This window comes from Arcicella sp. BE140 (assembly GCF_031456255.1).
Taxonomy (GTDB): Bacteria; Bacteroidota; Bacteroidia; order Cytophagales; family Spirosomataceae; genus Arcicella; species Arcicella aquatica.
The window spans coordinates 68,806-89,616 of the sequence record NZ_JAVDUE010000003.1 but is presented as its reverse complement, the minus strand read 5'-3'; the positions used below and the strand labels follow the sequence as shown (position 1 = coordinate 89,616).

Annotated in this window: 20 protein-coding genes; 4 read left to right on the top strand and 16 right to left on the bottom strand. The window is 35.7% G+C overall.

The features are described from left to right. Positions 1-2: 2 nt before the first annotated feature. Both J2Y60_RS06270 and lptC read left to right on the top strand, forming a co-directional pair. A complete protein-coding gene (locus J2Y60_RS06270) occupies positions 3-1,343 on the top strand; it encodes a hypothetical protein (protein ID WP_309914924.1) in 1,341 nt (446 codons plus the stop codon). A 13-nt stretch (positions 1,344-1,356) separates the two neighbouring features. Then, positions 1,357-1,965, top strand: a complete 609-nt coding sequence (lptC, locus tag J2Y60_RS06265) for an LPS export ABC transporter periplasmic protein LptC (RefSeq protein WP_309914921.1) — start codon at positions 1,357-1,359, stop codon at positions 1,963-1,965. 37 nt (positions 1,966-2,002) lie between these two features. Here lptC and J2Y60_RS06260 read toward each other — a convergent pair whose 3' ends face one another. The 6 genes from J2Y60_RS06260 to J2Y60_RS06235 form a co-directional block, all read right to left on the bottom strand. Then, positions 2,003-2,449, bottom strand: a complete 447-nt coding sequence (locus J2Y60_RS06260) for a cytochrome c (RefSeq protein ID WP_309914917.1) — start codon at positions 2,447-2,449, stop codon at positions 2,003-2,005. A 23-nt stretch (positions 2,450-2,472) separates the two neighbouring features. Further along, complete coding sequence (locus tag J2Y60_RS06255; RefSeq protein WP_309914914.1) at positions 2,473-3,132, bottom strand: SCO family protein; 660 nt, start codon at positions 3,130-3,132, stop codon at positions 2,473-2,475. Positions 3,133-3,153: 21 nt separating this feature from the next. After that, positions 3,154-3,546 (bottom strand): hypothetical protein, encoded by a 393-nt coding sequence (locus tag J2Y60_RS06250; protein ID WP_309914911.1) that lies wholly within the window; start codon positions 3,544-3,546, stop codon positions 3,154-3,156. 82 nt (positions 3,547-3,628) lie between these two features. Further along, positions 3,629-5,293: a DNA repair protein RecN gene (recN, locus tag J2Y60_RS06245; RefSeq protein WP_309914909.1), complete on the bottom strand. Its 1,665-nt coding sequence runs from the start codon at positions 5,291-5,293 to the stop codon at positions 3,629-3,631. A gap of 72 nt (positions 5,294-5,365) precedes the next feature. Continuing rightward, complete coding sequence (locus J2Y60_RS06240; RefSeq protein ID WP_309914906.1) at positions 5,366-6,172, bottom strand: crotonase/enoyl-CoA hydratase family protein; 807 nt, start codon at positions 6,170-6,172, stop codon at positions 5,366-5,368. A 115-nt stretch (positions 6,173-6,287) separates the two neighbouring features. After that, entirely contained in the window at positions 6,288-8,714 is a 2,427-nt protein-coding gene (locus tag J2Y60_RS06235; protein ID WP_309914903.1) for an outer membrane beta-barrel family protein, read from the bottom strand. Between the two features lie 189 nt (positions 8,715-8,903). Here J2Y60_RS06235 and J2Y60_RS06230 point away from each other — a divergent pair, with 189 nt between their 5' ends. After that, positions 8,904-9,773, top strand: a complete 870-nt coding sequence (locus J2Y60_RS06230) for an AraC family transcriptional regulator (protein ID WP_309914901.1) — start codon at positions 8,904-8,906, stop codon at positions 9,771-9,773. A gap of 50 nt (positions 9,774-9,823) precedes the next feature. Here J2Y60_RS06230 and J2Y60_RS06225 read toward each other — a convergent pair whose 3' ends face one another. Next, a complete protein-coding gene (locus tag J2Y60_RS06225) occupies positions 9,824-10,792 on the bottom strand; it encodes a hypothetical protein (RefSeq protein WP_309914899.1) in 969 nt (322 codons plus the stop codon). Between the two features lie 126 nt (positions 10,793-10,918). Here J2Y60_RS06225 and J2Y60_RS06220 point away from each other — a divergent pair, with 126 nt between their 5' ends. Continuing rightward, complete coding sequence (locus tag J2Y60_RS06220; protein ID WP_309914897.1) at positions 10,919-11,587, top strand: YggS family pyridoxal phosphate-dependent enzyme; 669 nt, start codon at positions 10,919-10,921, stop codon at positions 11,585-11,587. Positions 11,588-11,631: 44 nt separating this feature from the next. On the opposite strand, the gene J2Y60_RS06215 is transcribed toward J2Y60_RS06220, so the two are convergent. From J2Y60_RS06215 to mscL, 9 genes are all read right to left on the bottom strand, one after another. Beyond that, positions 11,632-12,243, bottom strand: coding sequence for a DUF4230 domain-containing protein (locus J2Y60_RS06215; protein WP_309914895.1), 612 nt, complete (start codon positions 12,241-12,243; stop codon positions 11,632-11,634). An 80-nt stretch (positions 12,244-12,323) separates the two neighbouring features. After that, positions 12,324-13,610 carry a glutamyl-tRNA reductase gene (hemA, locus tag J2Y60_RS06210; RefSeq protein ID WP_309914892.1) on the bottom strand — a complete coding sequence of 429 codons (1,287 nt, stop codon included), beginning with the start codon at positions 13,608-13,610 and terminating at the stop codon, positions 12,324-12,326. Between the two features lie 512 nt (positions 13,611-14,122). Continuing rightward, on the bottom strand, positions 14,123-14,953 hold the full coding sequence (locus J2Y60_RS06205) for a group 1 truncated hemoglobin (protein ID WP_309914889.1): 831 nt from the start codon (positions 14,951-14,953) through the stop codon (positions 14,123-14,125). Between the two features lie 189 nt (positions 14,954-15,142). Continuing rightward, complete coding sequence (locus J2Y60_RS06200) at positions 15,143-15,568, bottom strand: hypothetical protein (protein WP_309914888.1); 426 nt, start codon at positions 15,566-15,568, stop codon at positions 15,143-15,145. A 196-nt stretch (positions 15,569-15,764) separates the two neighbouring features. Further along, entirely contained in the window at positions 15,765-16,496 is a 732-nt protein-coding gene (locus J2Y60_RS06195) for a hypothetical protein (RefSeq protein WP_309914885.1), read from the bottom strand. 79 nt (positions 16,497-16,575) lie between these two features. After that, a complete protein-coding gene (gene murG / locus J2Y60_RS06190) occupies positions 16,576-17,670 on the bottom strand; it encodes an undecaprenyldiphospho-muramoylpentapeptide beta-N-acetylglucosaminyltransferase (RefSeq protein WP_309914882.1) in 1,095 nt (364 codons plus the stop codon). Positions 17,671-17,780: 110 nt separating this feature from the next. Then, positions 17,781-18,926 (bottom strand): FtsW/RodA/SpoVE family cell cycle protein, encoded by a 1,146-nt coding sequence (locus J2Y60_RS06185; RefSeq protein ID WP_309914879.1) that lies wholly within the window; start codon positions 18,924-18,926, stop codon positions 17,781-17,783. Between the two features lie 32 nt (positions 18,927-18,958). Then, complete coding sequence (gene murD, locus J2Y60_RS06180) at positions 18,959-20,302, bottom strand: UDP-N-acetylmuramoyl-L-alanine--D-glutamate ligase (RefSeq protein WP_309914876.1); 1,344 nt, start codon at positions 20,300-20,302, stop codon at positions 18,959-18,961. A gap of 138 nt (positions 20,303-20,440) precedes the next feature. Further along, the gene (mscL, locus tag J2Y60_RS06175) at positions 20,441-20,755 is read right to left on the bottom strand and encodes a large conductance mechanosensitive channel protein MscL (protein WP_309914873.1); all 315 of its coding nucleotides are present in this window, start codon (positions 20,753-20,755) and stop codon (positions 20,441-20,443) included. Positions 20,756-20,811 lie beyond the last annotated feature (56 nt).

Genomic DNA, 20,811 nt, shown 5'->3' with positions numbered 1-20,811 from the left:
TTATGCGAGCAACAATCCCTTCAAGGGTTGTAAATAGAAAAAGTTACAATCAAGCATTTTCTGCTAAGTTCCTATTCAAGTCGTTCTCTCGTTTATTTTTGGCTGTTTCTTGCCTTTTGGCATTTCATTCAATACAAGCTCAACAAACAAATTCTCCATTTTCATTCTTAGGAATTGGTGAGGTTTACAATGGTGGAACAGCAGTAAGTTCAATGTCGGGTGGCTTAGGTGTTGCTAGTTCTAATGGTATTTATGTAAATACATTGAACCCAGCCATGTTAGCACGAAACCGCTATACTGTTTTTGAAATGGGTGTAAATACCGAATTCAAAGCGATGCAAGATGGCAAACAACGTTCTAATACCTATAACGGAACTTTAGGCCCTGTAATGTTATCTTTACCTGCCTCACCACGTTGGACATTAGCATTGGGTTTAACACCTTACTCTAACGTAGAGTATAAAACTGTTACTTCTAGAAAACTTAACGTAATTGGAACAGACAGCTCGACAACTACTTACAATGGTGATGGTGGTCTTAATAAAGCGATTGTTAGCAATGGTGTAAGGATTACTAAAAATATGTATGTGGGGCTTGAAACCTCTTATTTATTCGGTGTAATCAACCGGGATATTACTACACAAAATCTTACTGACGGACAAAATTATCAGGTAAAATATTTTAACCGTTCTAATTACTCAAGTGTCCACTTTAAATTAGGCTACCTTTGGAGACCAAAAATCAGCAAAGAGTATTTTTTGAATGTGGGAGCAACAGCTGAATTTGCCCAAAAGATTGGTTTAAAGAATCTTGGAGGATTCGATATTTATGATGCCACGGGCATTACCCTTATTAATGCTGATACCCTATCAAACCCGAATGCAAGTATAACGCTTCCAGCCAATTATAAATTTGGTGTTAGCCTTGAAAAACCAGGAAAATTAGTGGTTTCATTAGATTACTCTACTACAAAATGGACTGGCTATAAAAACTTAAATGGCTCATCGGAAGGTCTTAGAGATGCTTATACTGTAGCTGTTGGTGCTGAGTATATTCCAAAGTTTGATGCTATTTCTGGTTATTTCAATCATGTAATGTATCGTGTAGGAGCTAACTATACACAATCTCCTTATAGCTATAATGGTAATGAAGCGGCCAAAGACATGAGCTTTTCTGTAGGAGTATCGTTGCCTTTGCGTACTATTTCTTACGTAAACATTGCTTTTGTTAGAGGGAAAAGAGGAGTACTTTCGAGTAACGGCTTAGAAGAGCAATATAGCAAAGTAGTTGTTGGCTTCTCATTAGGTGATTTTTACTGGTTCCGTAAACCAAAAATTGATTAATTATTCTAATTGTATGAATCAATTAAAAATATACATGAAGCTATTTCCAGATTTGACAACTCAGACAAGGGTTGTCAAATCTGTTTTACGCCCATTTTTATTCGTCTTTATTGGTTTATTGAGTATTTTCCTAACAGCTTGCTATGAAGAGAAAAAAGAAATCGTCAAAAAGCTGTATAATGGCCCTCTGTCTGAAATATATGGTGTAAACATGGTTTATTCAGATTCTGCCAGATTAGTTGTTAGAATGTCAACAGAAAGTCAATTAACAATGCCGAATGAAGATAAGGTGTATCCTAATGAAGTAAGGGTTTTCTTTTTTGATAAACTGGGGAATAATAGTACTACTTTGAGGAGTGATTCAGCAAGGTATATTCGTATTAGGAATGTGTACCACATCATGGGAAGGGTACTAATCAACAACCAGATAAAACACGAGACCTTAGCTACCGACGAACTATACTGGAACCCAGATACCAAGAGGATTTATACAGATAAGCCCGTTGATGTAAAAACCCCTGAAAATATATTACATGGCATAGGAATGGATTCAAATCAGGATTTTACAGAATATACTATTAGAAAAGTAACTGGTACAGTTAAGGTGAATAGTTTGCCATAAACAAAAGAGGCGATGTATTGAACATCGCCTCTTTTGTTTATTCTACCTTATTTTTACAGGTCTTTAATATCTTCTCAACATCTTTTACATTAGTTATCGTTTTTTCGCCACCCCATTCATTATAAATAAACGTTGCTATTTCGGCTACATCTAGTGCTTGTAATTGCGTATTAGCAGGCATTGGTTGATGATAAGTTTTGCCATTTACTACAATGGTATCCATTAAACCATTTCGCATCGAACACAGTACTAATTCTTTATTCTTGGTCAAAAAGTCAGAACCTGCAATCGGCGGATACAATCCTGCCAAGCCTTCTCCTTTTTCTTGGTGACAGTTCGCACAGTGCATTTTATACAAAGCCTGTCCATCAACAAAATACTGTTTTCGTTTAATCTCCTCTTTGCTATCACAAGCAGTCATGGCAAACAAGGTAATTAAGCACAAAGCAAAACCTAATTTATGGGTAATATATCGGGTTGACATCAAAATGTGTTTCAATAATGTAATTATTTATTTGAACTTGTTTCTTTTAAAAGTATCTCCATATCCTCCATCAAATTATCTACTTTTGCAGCGACAGTTCCATCATAAAGGCCACGAATATGACGATTTTTATCTACTAAAATGAAGGCTCCGCTATGTACTACGCCACCGGGCTGTGTAGGGTCATCGGCGGCTGATACCATATAGCTTTTTTGTCCGATTTCGTATATCTTAGCTTTATCGCCCGTAACCATTTGCCAACTATTGCCTTTGATGCCTAAATTACTTCTAAACTCTTTTAAAACAGCAGGGGTATCATGACGTGGGTCAATAGAATGCGACAATAATACTACGTTAGGATTATCCTTATACTTTTCATAAATCCTTAACATCTGCGTTTTCATTTTTGGGCAAATGGTAGGGCAAGTCGTAAAAAAGAAATCTGCTATATAAATTTTGCCTGCAACAAACTCTTGTGTAATTTTCACAGAGTCTTGATTGATAAATTCAAAATCTGGAATGGTATGATAAAGCGTATCAACTACTTCTTTACCACCATCAACCACTTTTTTAATAGGTTCTTTATTACCTAAATAAGGTAATTCTTTAGGCGCTTTACTACAACTCGCTAAAGCCACAATTAAAAAGATTACTGACAAAGACTGAACAACATTTACCTTCATAATAATTTGCAAGCACGAGTGCTATTTTTTCAAAAAAGCTTTTGCTTCTTCTATACTAGCATTAGTTAACTCTTTTACTTTTATAATTTTGTTTTTCTCTTCCTCGTAATATTTTACTACTACTTCCTCCGATTTACCTTTTACCTCTTCTGGGTTATATTTCTCCATCCAATTCATCATCTGCACATCCGCAGAATCCAAGGCTACATACAGGTCTTTTGCTTTTAGGGAATCAGGTGATACTTTGGCAACAGAATCTAGCTGTCCTTTTAAAGTCATAATTTCATCCATTTTGGGCATTACTTCATCATGAACAGCCATTACTTCATCAATCATCTTTTTTTGTTTGTCTTCTGACTTCGAGCAGGCAAAAACAAACGGTAGCATTAAAATTGGCAACAGTATTTTCTTCATATTGATGGTTTTCAGTTTAGTATGAAATGCGATATTTTTATAACAAACTTTTAAGTCTTAACGTTTAGTTGTGTCAATATTTTTAGCTGACAAGGTGTTTGCCTAATATTTCACGAGCATTTTCAACAATTGCTCTGGATGGGTTTTCGCCTCCAATCATTTGGGCTATTTCCATTACTCGCTCCTCGCTAGTCAATTTTCTAATTCTTGAAACGGTTCTGTCTGAAGAATTATCTTTATACACAAAATAGTGTGCTGACCCTTGTGCTGCAATTTGGTGAAGATGGGTAATGGCTATTAATTGGTGATTCCGGCTCATTTCCCGCATCATATTACCCACTTTTATGGATACTTCACCAGAGATTCCTGTATCAATTTCATCAAAAATAATCGTTGGTAATGCTCGTTTATTAGCCAATATATATTTTATCGCCAACATCAAACGGCTAAATTCCCCACCAGAGGCTACATTTTTGATAGGTTGTGGCTTAACGCCTTTATTGGCTGAGAATAATAGATTAATCACATTAATCCCCATTGGCGAAGGCTTGATGATTTCATTTTCTATTTTCAAGCTAGCATTAGGCATTCCTAGGTCTTTCAACAAATCAGCTATTTGTTTTTCGATGATAGGCAAAGCCGAAAGTCTTGATGCTGACAAAGCCTCAGCACTTTTTAATACTTGTTTTTCCGTTTTCTCTACCTCGCCTTTTGCCGTTTCAAGGGCTTCGTCGATATTCAGTACCTTATTTACTTTTTGCTCTAACTCTTTCTGAATAATCAACAATTCAACATCTGTTTTTACTTGATGCTTTTGTAAAAGGTTGTAGATAATATCAAGGCGTTGCTGAATAGTAGCAATTTTTTCGTTGTCTAATTCTACCTCTTCTGCCTCATTTTCTACTTCTACTGCTATGTCCTTTAGCTCAATCAAGCAACTTTGCAGACGTTGCTTTAATTGTAAATATTGTTCCCCAAAAGCACTGATGCTATTCAAATTCGCTAACGTTGAAGTCAACAATGGAATGATTGATTGTTCAGTTGCATTAAGATACTCGGCTGATAATAGTAACTTTGACTTTACGTCCTCCGCATTCTCTAGCTTATTTAACTCTTGTTCTAATACTTCTAATTCGCCAGCTTTTAGTTTGATTTTTTGCAATTCATCTAACAGGAATGCATTATAGTCAAACTCTTTTTTACTTTCTTTCGCTTCAATTTTCAGTTGGTCATATACTCTTTGTGCCTTATAAAAAGCCTGATAATCCTTTTTGTAGGTATCTAGCAATTCATGATTTTGTGCAAAAGTATCTACAATTTCTAGCTGATAGTCGTTGGCACCCAATAGTAAATTATCATGTTGTGAATGCACATCCATCAATTGGGTGGCTACTCTGCGAAGTGTCTCCAAATTTACAGGCGTATCATTGACAAAAGCGCGGGTTTTGCCTTGTGGGGAAATCTCACGGCGAATCACGCAATGTTCATCATAATCCAACTCTTCTTCTTCAAAAATATTCTTGATAATATAGCCAGAAACATCAAATTCGCCCTCGATGATACATTTTTCGTTAGGATTAAAAAGTGTACGAGTATCAGCACGATTGCCCAATAACAATCCTATGGCACCCAACATAATAGACTTTCCCGCACCCGTTTCGCCTGTAACAATGTTCAAGGCAACATCAGGGGTTAGTACGAGATGCTCAATTAAAGCATAGTTTTTTATTTGTAACTTCGTTAGCATAAGTTGTTGGCGTAAAAGCCTTGTCTGTCAATTCTTCACAAATATACTAAGGTATATGGAGTACATTATTATTCAATTTTCAAATTTCGTCGCTCTTTTTGTCATTTTAGCCTCAAAAGCTTCTTGTAAATCGGCAGAAAGTAACATTCCTGCATTCCAAGTAGCCATATAATTTAGTCCATCGGCTACTGAATGGTCACGCGTATGTAATAAAATATGCTTAGTTCCTCTGATAGCAACAGGAGATTTCTGTGCTATTGTTTCTGCTAATTTCATTACTTCCACCAACATCGTTTCTTTATCGCCAAAGGTGCGGTTTACTATCCCAATTTCTTTAGCCTCTTTGCCGTCTACATTTCTACCTGTGTATGCCATTTCTCGTACTAAGCCATCACTAATGAGTTTGGGCAATCTTTGCAAAGTACCTAAATCTGCTACCATCCCCATGTCAATTTCTTTAATCGTGAAAAAAGCATCATCTGTACAATAGCGCATATCGCACGCACAAATCAAATCTACTCCTCCGCCAATACAACCTCCGTGAATAGCTGCTAAAACTGGTTTTGAGCAATTTTCAATGGCATTGATAGGTGCTTGTAGGCTTAAAATATCTTTACGTATTTTTTCTCTTCGCCGAGCATCACAAGGTATTTGTGTTTGCGTAACTGACATTAGCAAGCTTAAATCAATTCCTGCACAAAAATGCTTGCTTGTACCTCCTTCCAAGACAATCACCCTTACTTCTGGGTTTTCATCGAGTTCAGTAAATACATTCAAAATTTCATTCCACGCCGTTTGATTGAGTGCATTGGCTTTATCTGGACGATTGATAACAAGATGAGCAATATGATGCTGGATGGTTAATTGAAGAGTTTCCATAGCTTTGAGTATAAAAAAATTCACAGAGAAAAAACTGAAAATCAGCAATTTCTCTGTGAATGTTGAAGTTAGAAGATATAGATTGGGAACGCAAGATTAAAGCAAAATATTTCGATTAATTTCTGCCTCTAGACCCACCCCCATCATTACCATTATCGCTTGGGCGCTGATTGACTTTTACATTGGTATTACCAAAATTATACGTAAAATTGATTCTTAGTCTACGGTTATCCCAACGGTACTCCCCTGCAGAAGTCAACTCGGTCGTGCGGGCTACATTTTTATAACGGTTCAAGTCAGCAGGGTCTTGGATAGAAATCTTCAAGGTACCTTTTTTATCCCACAGGAATTTCTTGATACCTAAATCGAAAGCACCTTGAGCTTTGCTAGTTTCAAAACCCCATGTTTCACCTGAATTTATATAACCTGAAATTTCCGCAGAAAGTGTTTTATTAAGCGTAAATGTTTGTTGAAGATAAATCCCGCTATAAAACTGATTGACATCTACTACAGCCTTTTCTCTTTGATAATTATACACATTAATACCACTCCAAATGTTGATATTAACATTCCACCATTTGGTCAAATTAAATGGTAATGATGTACTGAAACTCCACCATGATATTTTCCCATTTACGTTTTCAACAGATTCGCGGATATACCTGCGTCCTGTAATAAAAGTAGTATCGAGGTCATAAACATCTGAAAAAAACTGGTCTATCTTTACATAATCAAAACTAAAGCTAAAAGCATCTTTAATAGTGTGTGTCAAAGAAACTTTGTTTTGGATAGATGGTAACAAATTTGGATTACCTCTTGAATATTGTTGTGGCGAAAAGAAACGATTGAATGTATTATAATTGTTAGCATCTGGTCTGTTAATTCTTCTAGAAAACCCAAAAGAAATGGCATAGTCTTTCGTTACTTTTTTATTTAATGAAAGAGTAGGAAACAGGTTAAAATAATTTTGTGCTGAAAGCTGAACTCCATCTCTATCTTTTCCTGAATTATCAGTTTGTTCTCCTCTTAAACCTAGTTGTAAGTTCAGGGTTTTACTTAGTTCAGCGTTTAGCATAAAATACCCTGCATAGATATTTTGTCTAAAACGGAAATAAGAGTTTACTAATGTGCCATTATCTCTAAAATTGTCGTTAAAGTCTTTTTCATTATCCGAAAAACTTGTTTTAAGCCCAGTCTCTAGCTTTACTTTTTTAGTAAGGTTTTTAACAAAATCTGCTTTAAAAACATAAGTCAATGCGTTATCAGGAGCAATAATTTGGTTTTTCACCAAATCTGTTTGACTTTCAAATACCGTAGATGTTTGAAAGCGATCATTGGATTTTGTTCTGTTTACAATTATATCAAAATCAACATTCAGCACTGTTCCTGATGTATCAAAATTTTGTTTCCAATGGGTATTAATCAAGAAGTTTTTATTAGTATAATCTCTGTTACGAATCATTTCTATCAACTGAGTTACATTCTCTTGCTTATTAACTTGGTTGGTCGTTCTGTCTAGGGGGTTATCAGAAATAGCTCCTTGTAACGATACGCCAAGGCTTGTATTCTTGCTAAAGTCATAGTCAAAGGCAAATTTAGATGACCACGATTCGCCACTTCCTAAAGATTTACCAACGTTTTTACGTGTTTCAACAACTTGGTCTCCTTTAAATAATTCTTGGTATTCATTGGCGGCATTTAGCCAAGTCATATAATTTCGGCTAAGATTGGCATAAACGGTGTATTTTCCTTTTTTAGCATTCATCGTAATTCCCTGACTGTTTTTAGGGAAACTACCATATTCTTTATAATTACTATAGCCAACACCCATATCAATGATGTAATTAGTCCCAAAATTCTTTCCTTTCTTGGTTTTGATGTTGATAATGGCCGTAGTACCTGAGGCATCGTAACGGGCTGATGGGTTTGTGATTACTTCTATTTTATCAATGTCGTCACTTTTTAATGTTTTCAAGAAATTGGCCAATTGCTCTTCGCTTAGATAGGTTTTTCTATCATCAATCATCACCATGACCCCCGCTTTGCCATTTACTTTAATCGTCTCTGCATTTCTATCTACCGTAACACCCGGCACTTTTTCCATCAGCTCTAAACCGTTCAAACCAGAAGTAACAGGACTAGCATCCACATTCATAATCATTTTATCGCCCGTTCGTTCTATTAATTGTTTCTTAACGGTTACTTCTACTTCTGCAAGGTTTTTAGACTCTAACGCCAGTTGAATACTTCCAACATTCAGATTAGCACGTACATCAATTTTTTGATAATATTTTTTGTATCCGATTGCCGTAATAGATAACAAATAGGAATTATGAGGGATTTGTGAAACGGTAAAATTGCCATCGACGTCTGCCACAGCTCCCTTTAGCATCGTAGAATCTTTTTCGTTCAAAATTAATATATTGGCAAAAGAAGCAGCTTGCTTTTTTTCGTCAACTACTATTCCTGAGATAGTTGACTGTCCGAAGGTCTGAATGGTAATAAGTAGGAATAATACAAATAACGTAGGTTTAAAGATCATAGCGTTTAGTGTTTTGATGATTTTTTTAAGAAGATGCAAAGTTTATGCAGAATGTTGCATTCAAAAAGTTAAAAACTATTAACAAAGATTGAACCTCAGGACAGGACATTGCAAAAAATGCGTCATAGCGATGCAATTTTTCTGTCTAAATACCATTGAAATACCAAAAGAAATGTATAAATTTTTGCTATGATTAGAGTCCCTTCCCTTATACATGCTGGTGAATTTCAGTCCTTGAAAATTCAGGATATGACCTTCGTTGCTTATCGCGATCAAGACCCACCGCTAAAAAACGAAGTGTTTTTTGAAGAACACGCCATGATTTTTGTACTAGATGGCGAAAAGCGTTTTACTTTACCTAGCCAAACTATCCTTGTCCGCAAGGGCAGTGTTGTTTTTATTCCGAGGGGGTATTATCTGATGCAAGAAACGATTGACGCAAGCTATAGGAGCTTAGTGTTTTTCTTTAATGAAAAACTTCTGAAGGAATTTGTTAGTCAACACTTAGACCTCTTTGAAGAATATCAGCGTAGCCAAACTTTGCAAGGAATGTGGAACAACACTAATGAACTATTGGTCTTAGAAATCACGGAGAGTTTGGATAAATTTACGGAATCCATCTTTCCTTATTTTCATCATGAAACCCAGTATTTGAATCATTTCTTACGGCTAAAACTTCAAGAGTTACTTTTGCACATCCTAGAAATAGACCATTCCAAACAGTTTAAATCTATCCTATTTAGCTTGTATAAAGGGGAAAAGCCTGATTTGGCGTTTTTGATGAATTCATATTATCTAAAACCGCTGTCGTTAGAGGAACTATCAAGGCTTTCAGGAAGAAGTTTATCTGCTTTTAAAAGAGATTTTCAACAAGAGTTCAATACGACTCCTGCTTTGTGGATAAAAAATAAACGACTAGAATACGCTTGTTTGCAGATTGAAAAAACAGAGAAGAATGTGTCGGAAATCAGTATGGAAATAGGCTACGAAAGTGTGTCTCACTTTATCAAAGCTTTCAAAGAGAAATATGGTTATACGCCTTCGGCTTTGAAGAAATGATATTATATACCAAAATTAAAGGGATTCACCGTAGTAAATCCCTTTATTCATTACTTTACTTCAAAGAAGCCATCCCCTATTTTATAGCCTTCAGCGTATAGTTCTATGATGTGTCTGCCTTCTTTATAGGCTTGTCCACGGCTATATACAAACTCAACAGATTGGTGACTATTATCGTAAACAATTTTCTGTTTAGCAGTATAGGTAACCTCTTTATTCTTATAAGTAAAGCTCCCCGAACCAGTGCTCATATCAGCAATTGACTGTCCTTGTGGGTCGATAATTCTTAAAAAGATTACTTTTGCTTCACGATTTGTCAAAGGATTTTCTTGCAAATAAAAGGTGATTCTTACTTTATCAACCTTCTTTGATTTATATACACCCCCGTCGCTTTCTTTTCCTTTGGTAGAAATCGCATACACATTAATGCTTTCAGCATGCAAAGCAGATGCTTGCGAAACCTTCTCGGATAACTCTCTATTTCTTTCTGATAATTCTTTTTGGCGAAGCGTATAATTGATGGCAGAATCGTTCAGCGCTTTTTGGGCATAAGTAACGTCTTGAAGTAATGCCTGAGCCTCTTTGCTGAGCGAATCGTTCATGGCTGCTAAAATACCATTCTCTTTTCTTAGGTTGATTAGCTCATTATCTTTTTCGCCGAGTAAAGTAAGATACTTCTTGATTTTAGACTCATACCTTTTCATCGAAAATCCTTCTGATTTTTGTAAGGCTATTTTGTCTTTTTGCAATTGTTCTTTAGCACGAACTAGCTCGCTTACGTCACCTCCTAACCGTTTAATCTCAATTATTTTGGTATTTAATTGGTTTTCAATAGAGTCTAATTTAGTAGTGGCGACTAATAAGTCCTTTGCGTGTAAAATACCTAGTTCTTCATTTCTTTTATTAAACTGTCGTTCTCTGAAATATAAAAACCCTAGTGCTGTTACTAAAATAATCAATACAGCAACGGCGATTTTAAGTTTCTGTTCACTTTGTCTATTTGGATTATACTCCTCCATTGGCTAGTATTTGATAATTTATGGTTGTATTAACTTTAAACGTTATAAGTTTGGTTTAATTTTGTAAAACTAAGTGTTTACCCCCGATAACACAAAAATACAAGTATTTACCAAAATTTTTGAAGAATGAGCATCGCAAAAAATTTAGATAATATCAAGTTTCAGTTACAAGGCACATCTGCCCGTTTGATAGCTGTTACTAAAACCAAACCTATTGCTGATTTGGAAGAAGCCTATCAAGCTGGCTGTAAAATCTTTGGTGAGAACAAAGTCCAAGAAATGGTTGAAAAATGGGAAATACTGCCTAAAGATATTGAATGGCATCTGATTGGTCATTTACAAAGCAATAAAGTAAAGTATATGGCTTCCTTTGTAACAATGATACATTCTGTTGATTCTTTAAAACTACTTCAGGAAATTAATAAACAAGCTACTAAAAATAATAGAATAATTGACTGTTTATTGCAAATTTATATTGCTGAGGAGGAAACAAAATTTGGATTATCACAAGATGAAGCCAAAGAACTCTTAAATTCCGATGAATTCCACAGCATGAACAACATCAGAATTGTGGGTGTAATGGGCATGGCTACTAACACCGATGACGAAAATCAAATCAGGTTAGAATTCAGAAGTTTAAAGACTTTTTTTGACGAACTAAAACAACAAACTCCTGAAACAGAGAACTTTCAGTTAAAAGAAATTTCTATGGGAATGTCAGGTGATTTTCTGATTGCTGCAGAAGAAGGAGCTACTTTAGTAAGAGTAGGCTCTGCTATTTTCGGGCATAGATAATAATTTCATGTGGATTAGTTGTTGACGACTAATCCACTATTTTTTTAACCCAATTCTCTTTTTTTATCTTTCATCGAATATTTCAAAATCACTTTTTTCTTCGATACTGTTTCCAAAAATGGTTTTAAAATCTGTTCTGCCGATTTTTTTGTTTGGTCTAAAATCCCCATTTCTCTGGCTGATTGTGCTACTTGTACCTCTGCTTTTTTAAAAGCATCATCTACTAGCTTTGCTTCGTCCATAAAAGCATATTCAGTATTATAAACCCTTGACTTAGAGTGGTCGATTTTATAATTACAAATCTCTGGTTCTGGCAGATGAACTACTAGCACACTATCCTCTTCGGTAATATCAGCTACTCTAATCTTAGTTAAATCCAAACACCCTGTGGCCTCGCCCGTTACAATTAGTAATACTTTGGCATCTGGTAAAAAATTCTTTTTAATACGACTTTCAACCACATCTCTAAAGTTATATTTTACCAACTCCAATTTACCCATCGAGGTTATTTTTTGTAGCAATACGCTATGCGATACCTCGGGCTCAGTATCACCAAAAGGATTCTTTAAACTTTTAAATTTCTCCCAAGCCCATATCGCTAATAATATCAGCAATACAAAAGGAAGAATACGAACAAATCTGCGAATTATAAGCATAGTGTTGAAATGTATATTTACCTAAAAACAAAAAACCTGCGAAATAATTCGCAGGTTCTCAAAGTATTATATCTCTCCTATTAGTGACTGTGACTATAACCTGAAGTATCTGATTGTTTTTCCAAATCAAATAATTCATTGATGACATCTACTAATTGGTCTGCGTCTCCACGTTTACAAGCTGCCTTTAATTGAAGTACAGGTAGCTTCATGATTTTCTGAACAATTCCCATCGTGATTTTCTCGATTTTCTCAGACTCTTCTGGTGAAAGATTCTTTAAATGGCGAGCCATCTCTTCTTTACGAATTTGCTCTAAAGCATTTTTCAATTTATTAATCGTTGGCGAAACAACCATTTCTTTCGACCAATCATCAAATCCTACGATGGCTTCTGCAATAATACGTTGTACGTGAGGAATTGATGCTAAACGACTTTTCAATGCCTCATCAGCACGTACACGAAGGCTATCGATGTTATATACTAATGCTCCTGGAATATCCTCTACGTTGTCTTCTACACTTCTAGGAACTGATAAATCTATAAAATATTTAAACGTAAGGATACCTATTTTTTCAATCAATTCTTTGGTAACGATTGGTTTATCAATCATTACAGAAGAAATAATTACATCAGCTCTTTTAATTTCTCTTTCTAACGTAGCAAAATCTGCAACTCTGAAATTACGACCAGCTGCAATTTTTTCTGCTTTCGCAAGCGTACGATTCATTACCGTAATCTCTGCAAATTCTTGGTCCGCCATGTTTTTACAAACATCAATACCTATTTCGCCTAACCCTAAAATTAATACTTTGGGATTATTGATATTCCTAGTTACTTCTTCTGTTAAAGCTACTGCAGCATACGATGTTGAAGCTGCCCCGTCGCGGAAAGATGTTTCTTGTGCAACACGTTTGTTTGCAAAAAAGATAGTGTGCATCAAACGGTGAAGGAATGGGCCAGCCATATTCAAATCAGCAGCGATTTGATAAGATTGTTTAACTTGGTTAGGTATTTGTAAATCACCAACTACTTTTGAATGCAAACCTGTTGCTACTTCAAAAAGGTGCTGAACAGCCTCTGATTGTGTATTTAGTTGATGGAAATAATCAAAATATAAAGCAGTATCAGTAATCCCTTTTTCGATTAATAACACTTTGATTAATGCCGCCGTGATGTTCTGTTCTGATACGTAGTATACTTCTGTACGGTTGCAAGTAGAAACAACAAGGCTTTCTTGAATGCCAAATAAATCTCTGATTTTAAGTGAGAAATTTTTAATTTCCTCCTCAGTAAGAGCTACTTGTTCTCGCACCGCTAAAGGGGCAGACTTATATGATAAACTTAATGCTTTGAAAATATTTTCCATGACTCCTTACAATTCCGATTCGCTTCAATGAGGTTTAATTACCTCTGTTGGTCGCTATATAATTAAACAATTTGTAATGCTGTGTGCCATATTTTCACAAATTGAATAATTGTGTAAAATTACAACACGAATGATTATGATTGGTTCTAATAACGGCTAATTATTTATACTTATCAATAATTTAGAATACTTATAAATAACAAGCCCATTCTTTGGCTTCATTTATAAAAAAAAAACAATTTTTAAGCCTTTTAAATTCTGCCCGAAAGGTAGGTTTGTTTTAAATATTCGAAACTGATTTTTGTCAACTTTATTGTTAATATTCATTAGCAATTTACTCTTCCATATAAACCTGAAACAAAATTACAGAATGATTTTCAATAGTAAAAATTGATAATTTATATATAATAATAGTTTTTAACTATAGAATACTTTAAAAAAAGGGTAAAGGGATTATTAAGATGGAATACTATATTCTATGCTAGAAAACCCTTTACCCTTTAGCCGTAAAATTATTGTCCTACAATATCGCCTCTTAAACTTGCTAAAACTGTCAATAACTGAATTTTAGTCCTCGACTCTACTTTAAATTTCACCAAAGATGCCGTCAGGTCTTCTACCAATGCATTAAAATGAGCATCTGTTAGATTCATGCCTTTGTGGGCTGTCTTCATATCTTTGCCTGTGTATTTCTCCGGTCCACCAGAAGCTTGTCCAACCTGATTGACTAGGTTCATCTTCAAACGATTCAAACGAGCTGGATCAGCTGCTGCCGCAGCAAAAAATGAATTAATACGAGCATCTGCAGCTACTTTTCCGATAAAATCATCGATAACTAGCGTAATTGCGGCATTTCCTCCTAAACGTGTATAAACACTCGTAGAACCCTCGACAATATCACCTTTAAGGGCTGCTAAAGCAGTTAACAACTCTGTTTTTTCAGTAGAAGGCACTTTGAATTTATCCAATGATAAAGATAAATCTTCTACCAAAGCATTAAAGTGTACCTCCTCTATTCCCATCCCTTTGTGAGCTGTTTTCATGTCAAGTCCTGTGTATTTTTCCATCCCACCCGTAGCCATTCCAACTTGATTAATCAGGTTATTGCGTAATCTAGTCAAACGTGCAGGGTCAGCCGCTGCATCTGCAAAAAAAGCATTAATCCTAGCATCAGCAGCTACATTGGCAATAAACTGGTCGATAACAGCCGATATAGCTGCGTTTCCACCTAGGCGTTCATACAGAGATTTTGGAGCTACTACTTCTTCATCTTTTTTGCAAGATGTAAACACAAGTATCCCTGCCATGAGGAAAGCCCCCCATAGTTGCATTGTTTTTTTCATGTTATTAAAATTTTACCGATGATTGCAAAAGTAGTGCACGCTCGAGATGCCTAACTTTTACGATTAGTTTTAGAAATATACGAGCAAAAAGAGCATTGAGTAATTAAAACAACTAGTGAGTAATAATAATTGACGTAACTATAGACGAAGTATATCGTTTAAAATGGGATGGATAATGGAATAAATGCATTATCTAAAGCATAAAGCTTTCTTGGCATTTAAAATAAAATCAATGTATTCGGTCGGTACGGGGCATTGTGGCCCTTTAAAAGCCGTAAAATCTACTTTCATTGGACTGAAGCCCTCAGAAGTAATCGCTTTATTGAGCGCTTCTTCTGAGGTTTCATCTCCGTGGAAAGTAACACTAACTGTTCTTCCCATACGATTTACTGTGGCAGCAGTAATACCTGTGTTAGTGGATAGTTTATTGGCGATATTTAAACTATCATGTTCAGACAATTCACGATTGAGGTTAAAAACAGCTAGAGAAATTGGTTTTAGATTGAGGCGGTCTGATAATGGGGGTTCTTCCCAATTTGCATACACAACGAAACCTACAAAAAGGCTTAAAATGATTATGCCCGTTATTCTGAATATTTTTGTTAACTTTTGCATGGCGGCATTTATTTATTTAAAAATCATTATCGTTTTAATCATTCAATTCTTTCACGCTTTCAAACATATCTACGCAATACATTTAAGCTTGGATTGCATAGAGCATTATTTTTTTGTCTAAACTAAAAAAGGGATAATGTCTGATTAGACATTATCCCTTTTTTAATGTTTAAAGCTTAAATGATTAGCTTAATGATTAATAGCCTTTTTCCCATATTTCATGTGTTCTTTCACCTTTTGACGTTTGTCCAGCATGAATCCAGTCTTTGCCATTTAATACACAATCATATTCAAATGAAGTACCTATTACTTTGATATTGTTAGACGAAAAATTGATTTTTTCAGTATACTTCTCTTTGTTTTTGCTAAAAACACCTCCAAAAGTGCCAAAAAATTGATGAGTATCAATATTGAAACTCGCCCACTGAAAGTATTGACCTGATAATATTTTTATTGTTTTAAAAGGTCCTTTAAATACGGTTTGCATTTTAAAGTCTTTATCTTCCTTCGCACGTAATCGCCACAGAGCATTTGAAAGAGGCGTTGGATTAGCTTTTTCTTCTATGCGAGACCAAGTACCTGCTAGAGGGCCTTGAGCAACTGTCAACTTCTTGTTGTCAATAGAAAATATATTCGCTACTGTTAAACCAACCAACGTAGAATCTTCTGTGTTGAAGTCTCTTTTGTAAGACAAAATCGTTTTAGCATCAGCTTTCAATATTTCAAAGCTCCCTCCGCCACTACTGACAAGTTTTTTGTCGCTTATTTTATACACAGCAAACATCAAATAATTTTCAGTGCAAATCAGTGTCGCTGTATTACCACTCGCATTTATTTGTTGCCATACACCCGCAATCGACTGGGCGTTCAAAAAATTGTTGATACATAAGCAAAAGCCTAAAATGAACAATAATATTTTTCTATTCATTGAAATGTTCAGGATATGAATTACGATTAAGTAATGAACGAAGGTTGAATGGACTTTCGCATAAAACATTCATCGGCTTTTACTTTTTAATTAACTTTAATACTTCTCCTGCTATTTCTTTGGCGGCCTCTGGTTTGGCTAGCTGATGAATATTCTTACTCAAAATAGCTTGCTTTTCTACATCTTGAAGCAAATCTATGGTTGCTTTCACAAGGGTTTCTCGGGCGGTGATATCTTTCACTAAAATAGCGGCATCATTGTTTACCAAGCTCATGGCGTTCATCGTCTGATGGTCTTCAGCGGCTGTAGGCAAAGGCACTAGGATAGCTGGTTTAGCCGCTAAACATAATTCAGAAACCGACAAAGCCCCTGCTCTAGAAACTACTACATCGGCCACAGCATAGGCTAAATCCATTTCATAGATAAAGTCAGACACATATACTTGTCCTTTAAAAACACTAGCAGTGGTTTTGGCTCTTTCTATATAAAGTTTGCCAGTTTGCCACACAACCTGATAGCCTGCACCCACCAAGTTGGTCAAGCCTGCATCAATCGCTTCGTTAATTGTCCTTGCTCCTTGACTTCCACCTATCACCAATACTGTTTTTTTATCAGCATCTAGTCCAAAGTGTTTTAGTGCTTCGTCTCGTTTAGAACTTACCTCCAAAATATCTTTTCTAACAGGGTTACCCGTCATTCTTATCTTTTCAGCTGCAAAAAAGGCATCCATTTTTGGATAGGCTACACAAATTTTTCGGGCTTTTTTAGCCAAAAATTTATTAGTAACACCCGCATAAGAATTTTGTTCTTGAATCAGGTAAGGTATCCCCATCATAGAGGCTGCCAATAGCAAAGGTCCAGAGGCATATCCGCCTACACCAACCGCTACATCAGGTTTAAAATCTTTGATGATGTCTCGTGCTTCGCTTAAGCTGGCTATTAATTTCCGTGGAAAACTAAGGTTAGCCAATACATTAGAACGGTTGATGCCTGCAATAGGTAAACCAATAATGGGATAACCTGCTTTAGGGACTTTTTCCATTTCCATTTTTCCTTCTGCTCCTACGAACAAAACTTCAATGTCAGGATTTATTTCTTTTAATGCATTAGCAATAGCAATGGCTGGATATATGTGTCCGCCTGTTCCTCCACCAGAGATGATGACTTTTGTCATTTGAATGTTTATTAATGATGTGCTTAAAAAGTTATGGTTGGGTAATCCCTTTTTAGGCAACTGTATGCTAAAATATAAGTTGTTGACTAAACATAAATAGTTTAGTTACCCTATAAAATTGGATTTTTCACTTTGTCTCTACTCACTGCAATAATAATGCCTACCATTGCCCCAGTGAATAACAACGAGCTACCCCCCATACTTAATAAAGGTAGGTTTTGTCCTGTTACTGGCCCAAGTCCTGTAGCAACGCCCATGTGTACCATGGCCTGAATGACTAAACTAAAGGTTAGTCCCGCTGAAAGCAATCCACCGAAGGCTCGTCCAGAACTATCTACGGCCTTCATGCCTCTGTACAAAAACCAGAGGTAAAGTCCCAACACAACGACTCCACCAATCATGCCCCATTCTTCAATAATAATGGCATAAATAAAATCAGATTCAGATTCTGTCAAAAAATATCGTTGCTGACTTTTTCCCGGCCCTTTTCCTACTATTCCTCCGTTAGCAATCGCATAGAAACTCCGCTCTATTTGATAGTCGGTAGTCTGTGAAGCATCTTTACGTTTACTACCATTCCAATTACTGGCAAAGTTAATCACACGATTTCGAGCCGTTTCAATACGACTCCCCGTTCCTGTCATGACCAGCAAAGTAGCGGTAATAAAAATACCTACTAAGGCCATGAGCAAATATTGACTGGGAACTCGCCCAAAAAACATCAATAAGAAACAAGTAGTAAATAAAAGTAAAGACGTAGAAACGTTAGTAAGTGCAATGGCCGAGCATACCAAAATGATTTTGATAATCATTGGTAAAATTTCTTTGAAAGTATAATTAACGTGCTGTCGCTTGGCTAGCATGGCTGCCAAGTTGGTGATTAAAGACAATTTGGCTAAATCGGAGGGCATGAAAGTTAATCCTCCTACGTGAATCCAACGATTGGCATGGTTGATTCCTTGTTCAAATTTATAAGCATAAATCAATAGCACAAAAGACAGAATTACGCCTGCATTGGAATACATCGCAAAACGATGGTAGTCTAATCGATGAAAAAACCACATAGACCCAAGCCCCAATGATACCAGAATAATATGCTTGATAATATGATAAAAAATACCTCCGCCATTAACCATCACCGCTAACTTTCCCGAAGCACTTGCTACTACAATGATACTTATCATTGATAAGGTAGCCACAATCGTCCATATTTGATGATCACCTTTTAGGTTATCCTTTAACCAATTTGTCACCATTTGTCACTAATATTTTTGAATGAAATTTCTCTTTAAGCAATTGTCAGGGCTGCTACAGCTTGTTTGAATTGACGACCGCGGTCTTCATAATTTTTAAATAAATCAAAACTAGCACAAGCTGGCGAAAGCAACACTACGTCTCCCTGACTAGCAAGTTCTTGTCCTAAATCTACGGCTTTTATTAGGCTATCCACCGAAAAAATCAAGGGTACTTTTTTTCCGAAGAAATCTAATAGTTTCTGGTTATCCGTACCCATACAGATTAAAGCCTTTACTTTTTGTTCTACCAACGCTTCAATCTGCCTGTAATCATTTCCTTTATCAACCCCACCCATAATCAACACGATTGGCTCGTTGAAACTTCCTAAAGCATAAAAAACAGAATCTACATTAGTTGCCTTTGAATCATTCACGAATTTTACGCCTCCTATTTCGCCACAAGGTTCTAGTCGATGTTCAACGCTTTTAAAACTCTTCAGCCCTTCAGTTATTTTATCGTTTGCTATACCCAATACCTTGGCTACTAATATAGCAGACATCGCATTAATCGCATTATGTGAACCCTTGATAGGTAAGTCTGCCTGAGGAAATGAAAAATGATTACCTTGGTAAGTAACTTCTAGGTTTTCATCCAGAAAATAACCTCCTTCAGCTACTTCTTCTTGTAATGAAACTGGTAGATAATTTATCGGAAATGTTTTTTTAGTCAGTTCATTGGCCAGTGCTTCGCTTTCTTGATAAAAAATAAAATTATCCGTTGGCGTCATATTTTGTAATACCCTAAACTTAGAATCAATATAGTTCTGAAATTCGTAGTTATATCTATCCAAATGATCAGGCGTGATATTCAACAAAATAGCAATATCAGCCTTAAACTCGAAGCAATTATCTAACTGGAAGCTACTAAGTTCCAGCACAAAATAATCAAGCTTATCTTCAATTACTTGCTTGGCAAAACTTTCGCCTATATTTCCAGCTAAGCCAACATTCAAGCCCGCATTTTTCAGTAAATGATAGGTCAAGAGTGTAGTTGTAGTTTTTCCATTGCTCCCTGTAATAGCGATAATTTTTGCTTTGGTATAACGAGAGGCTAATTCTATTTCAGAAATAATAGGGATTCTGAGTGATTTTAACTTCTGAATTAATGCTACTTTGTCTGGAATACCAGGGCTTTTTACTACTTCATCAGCATCCAGGATTCTGCTTTCAGTGTGTTCTCCTTCTTCAAAAGGAATTTCGTTCTGATTCAATATCTCTTTGTACTTATCTGATAAAATACCTTTATCTGACAAGAAAACCTCAAAGCCTTTTGCTTTTGCCAATAATGCTGCCCCAACGCCACTTTCTCCTCCGCCCAAGATTGCGATTTTTTTCATATTACAGCCTTTTATTAATCTCTAAAAATTCAATTTGCAAAGTAACCAAAATCTCTGCCCTCTTCTACTATTTCCATCGGAAAAATAAAAGCCCAAAGTTATTACACTTTGGGCTTCATTGAATGATATTAAATCATTTTATGCTTTTTCTTCTGTCGTTTTATCAGTCAATCCAGCTTTATTCGCAACTTTTACAATCATAAAAATCACAAAAGCAATAATCAAAAACTGCACAACAACTTGAATAAAACTTCCATACTTTACCTCGGCTTTGCCTACCATGACTGATAGTTTTGCAAAATCTTCTCCTCCCATTGCTATTCCAATTAATGGCATTAGGATATCATCTACTAATGAAGTAACAATTTTACCGAAAGCACCTCCGATAATTACTCCTATTGCCAAATCAAGAACATTTCCTTGGGCAATAAATTTTCTAAATTCTTTTAGCATTGTCTGAGTGTTTTTTGAAAACTATGAAATGAGTTAACAATGCTAATATGGTGAAA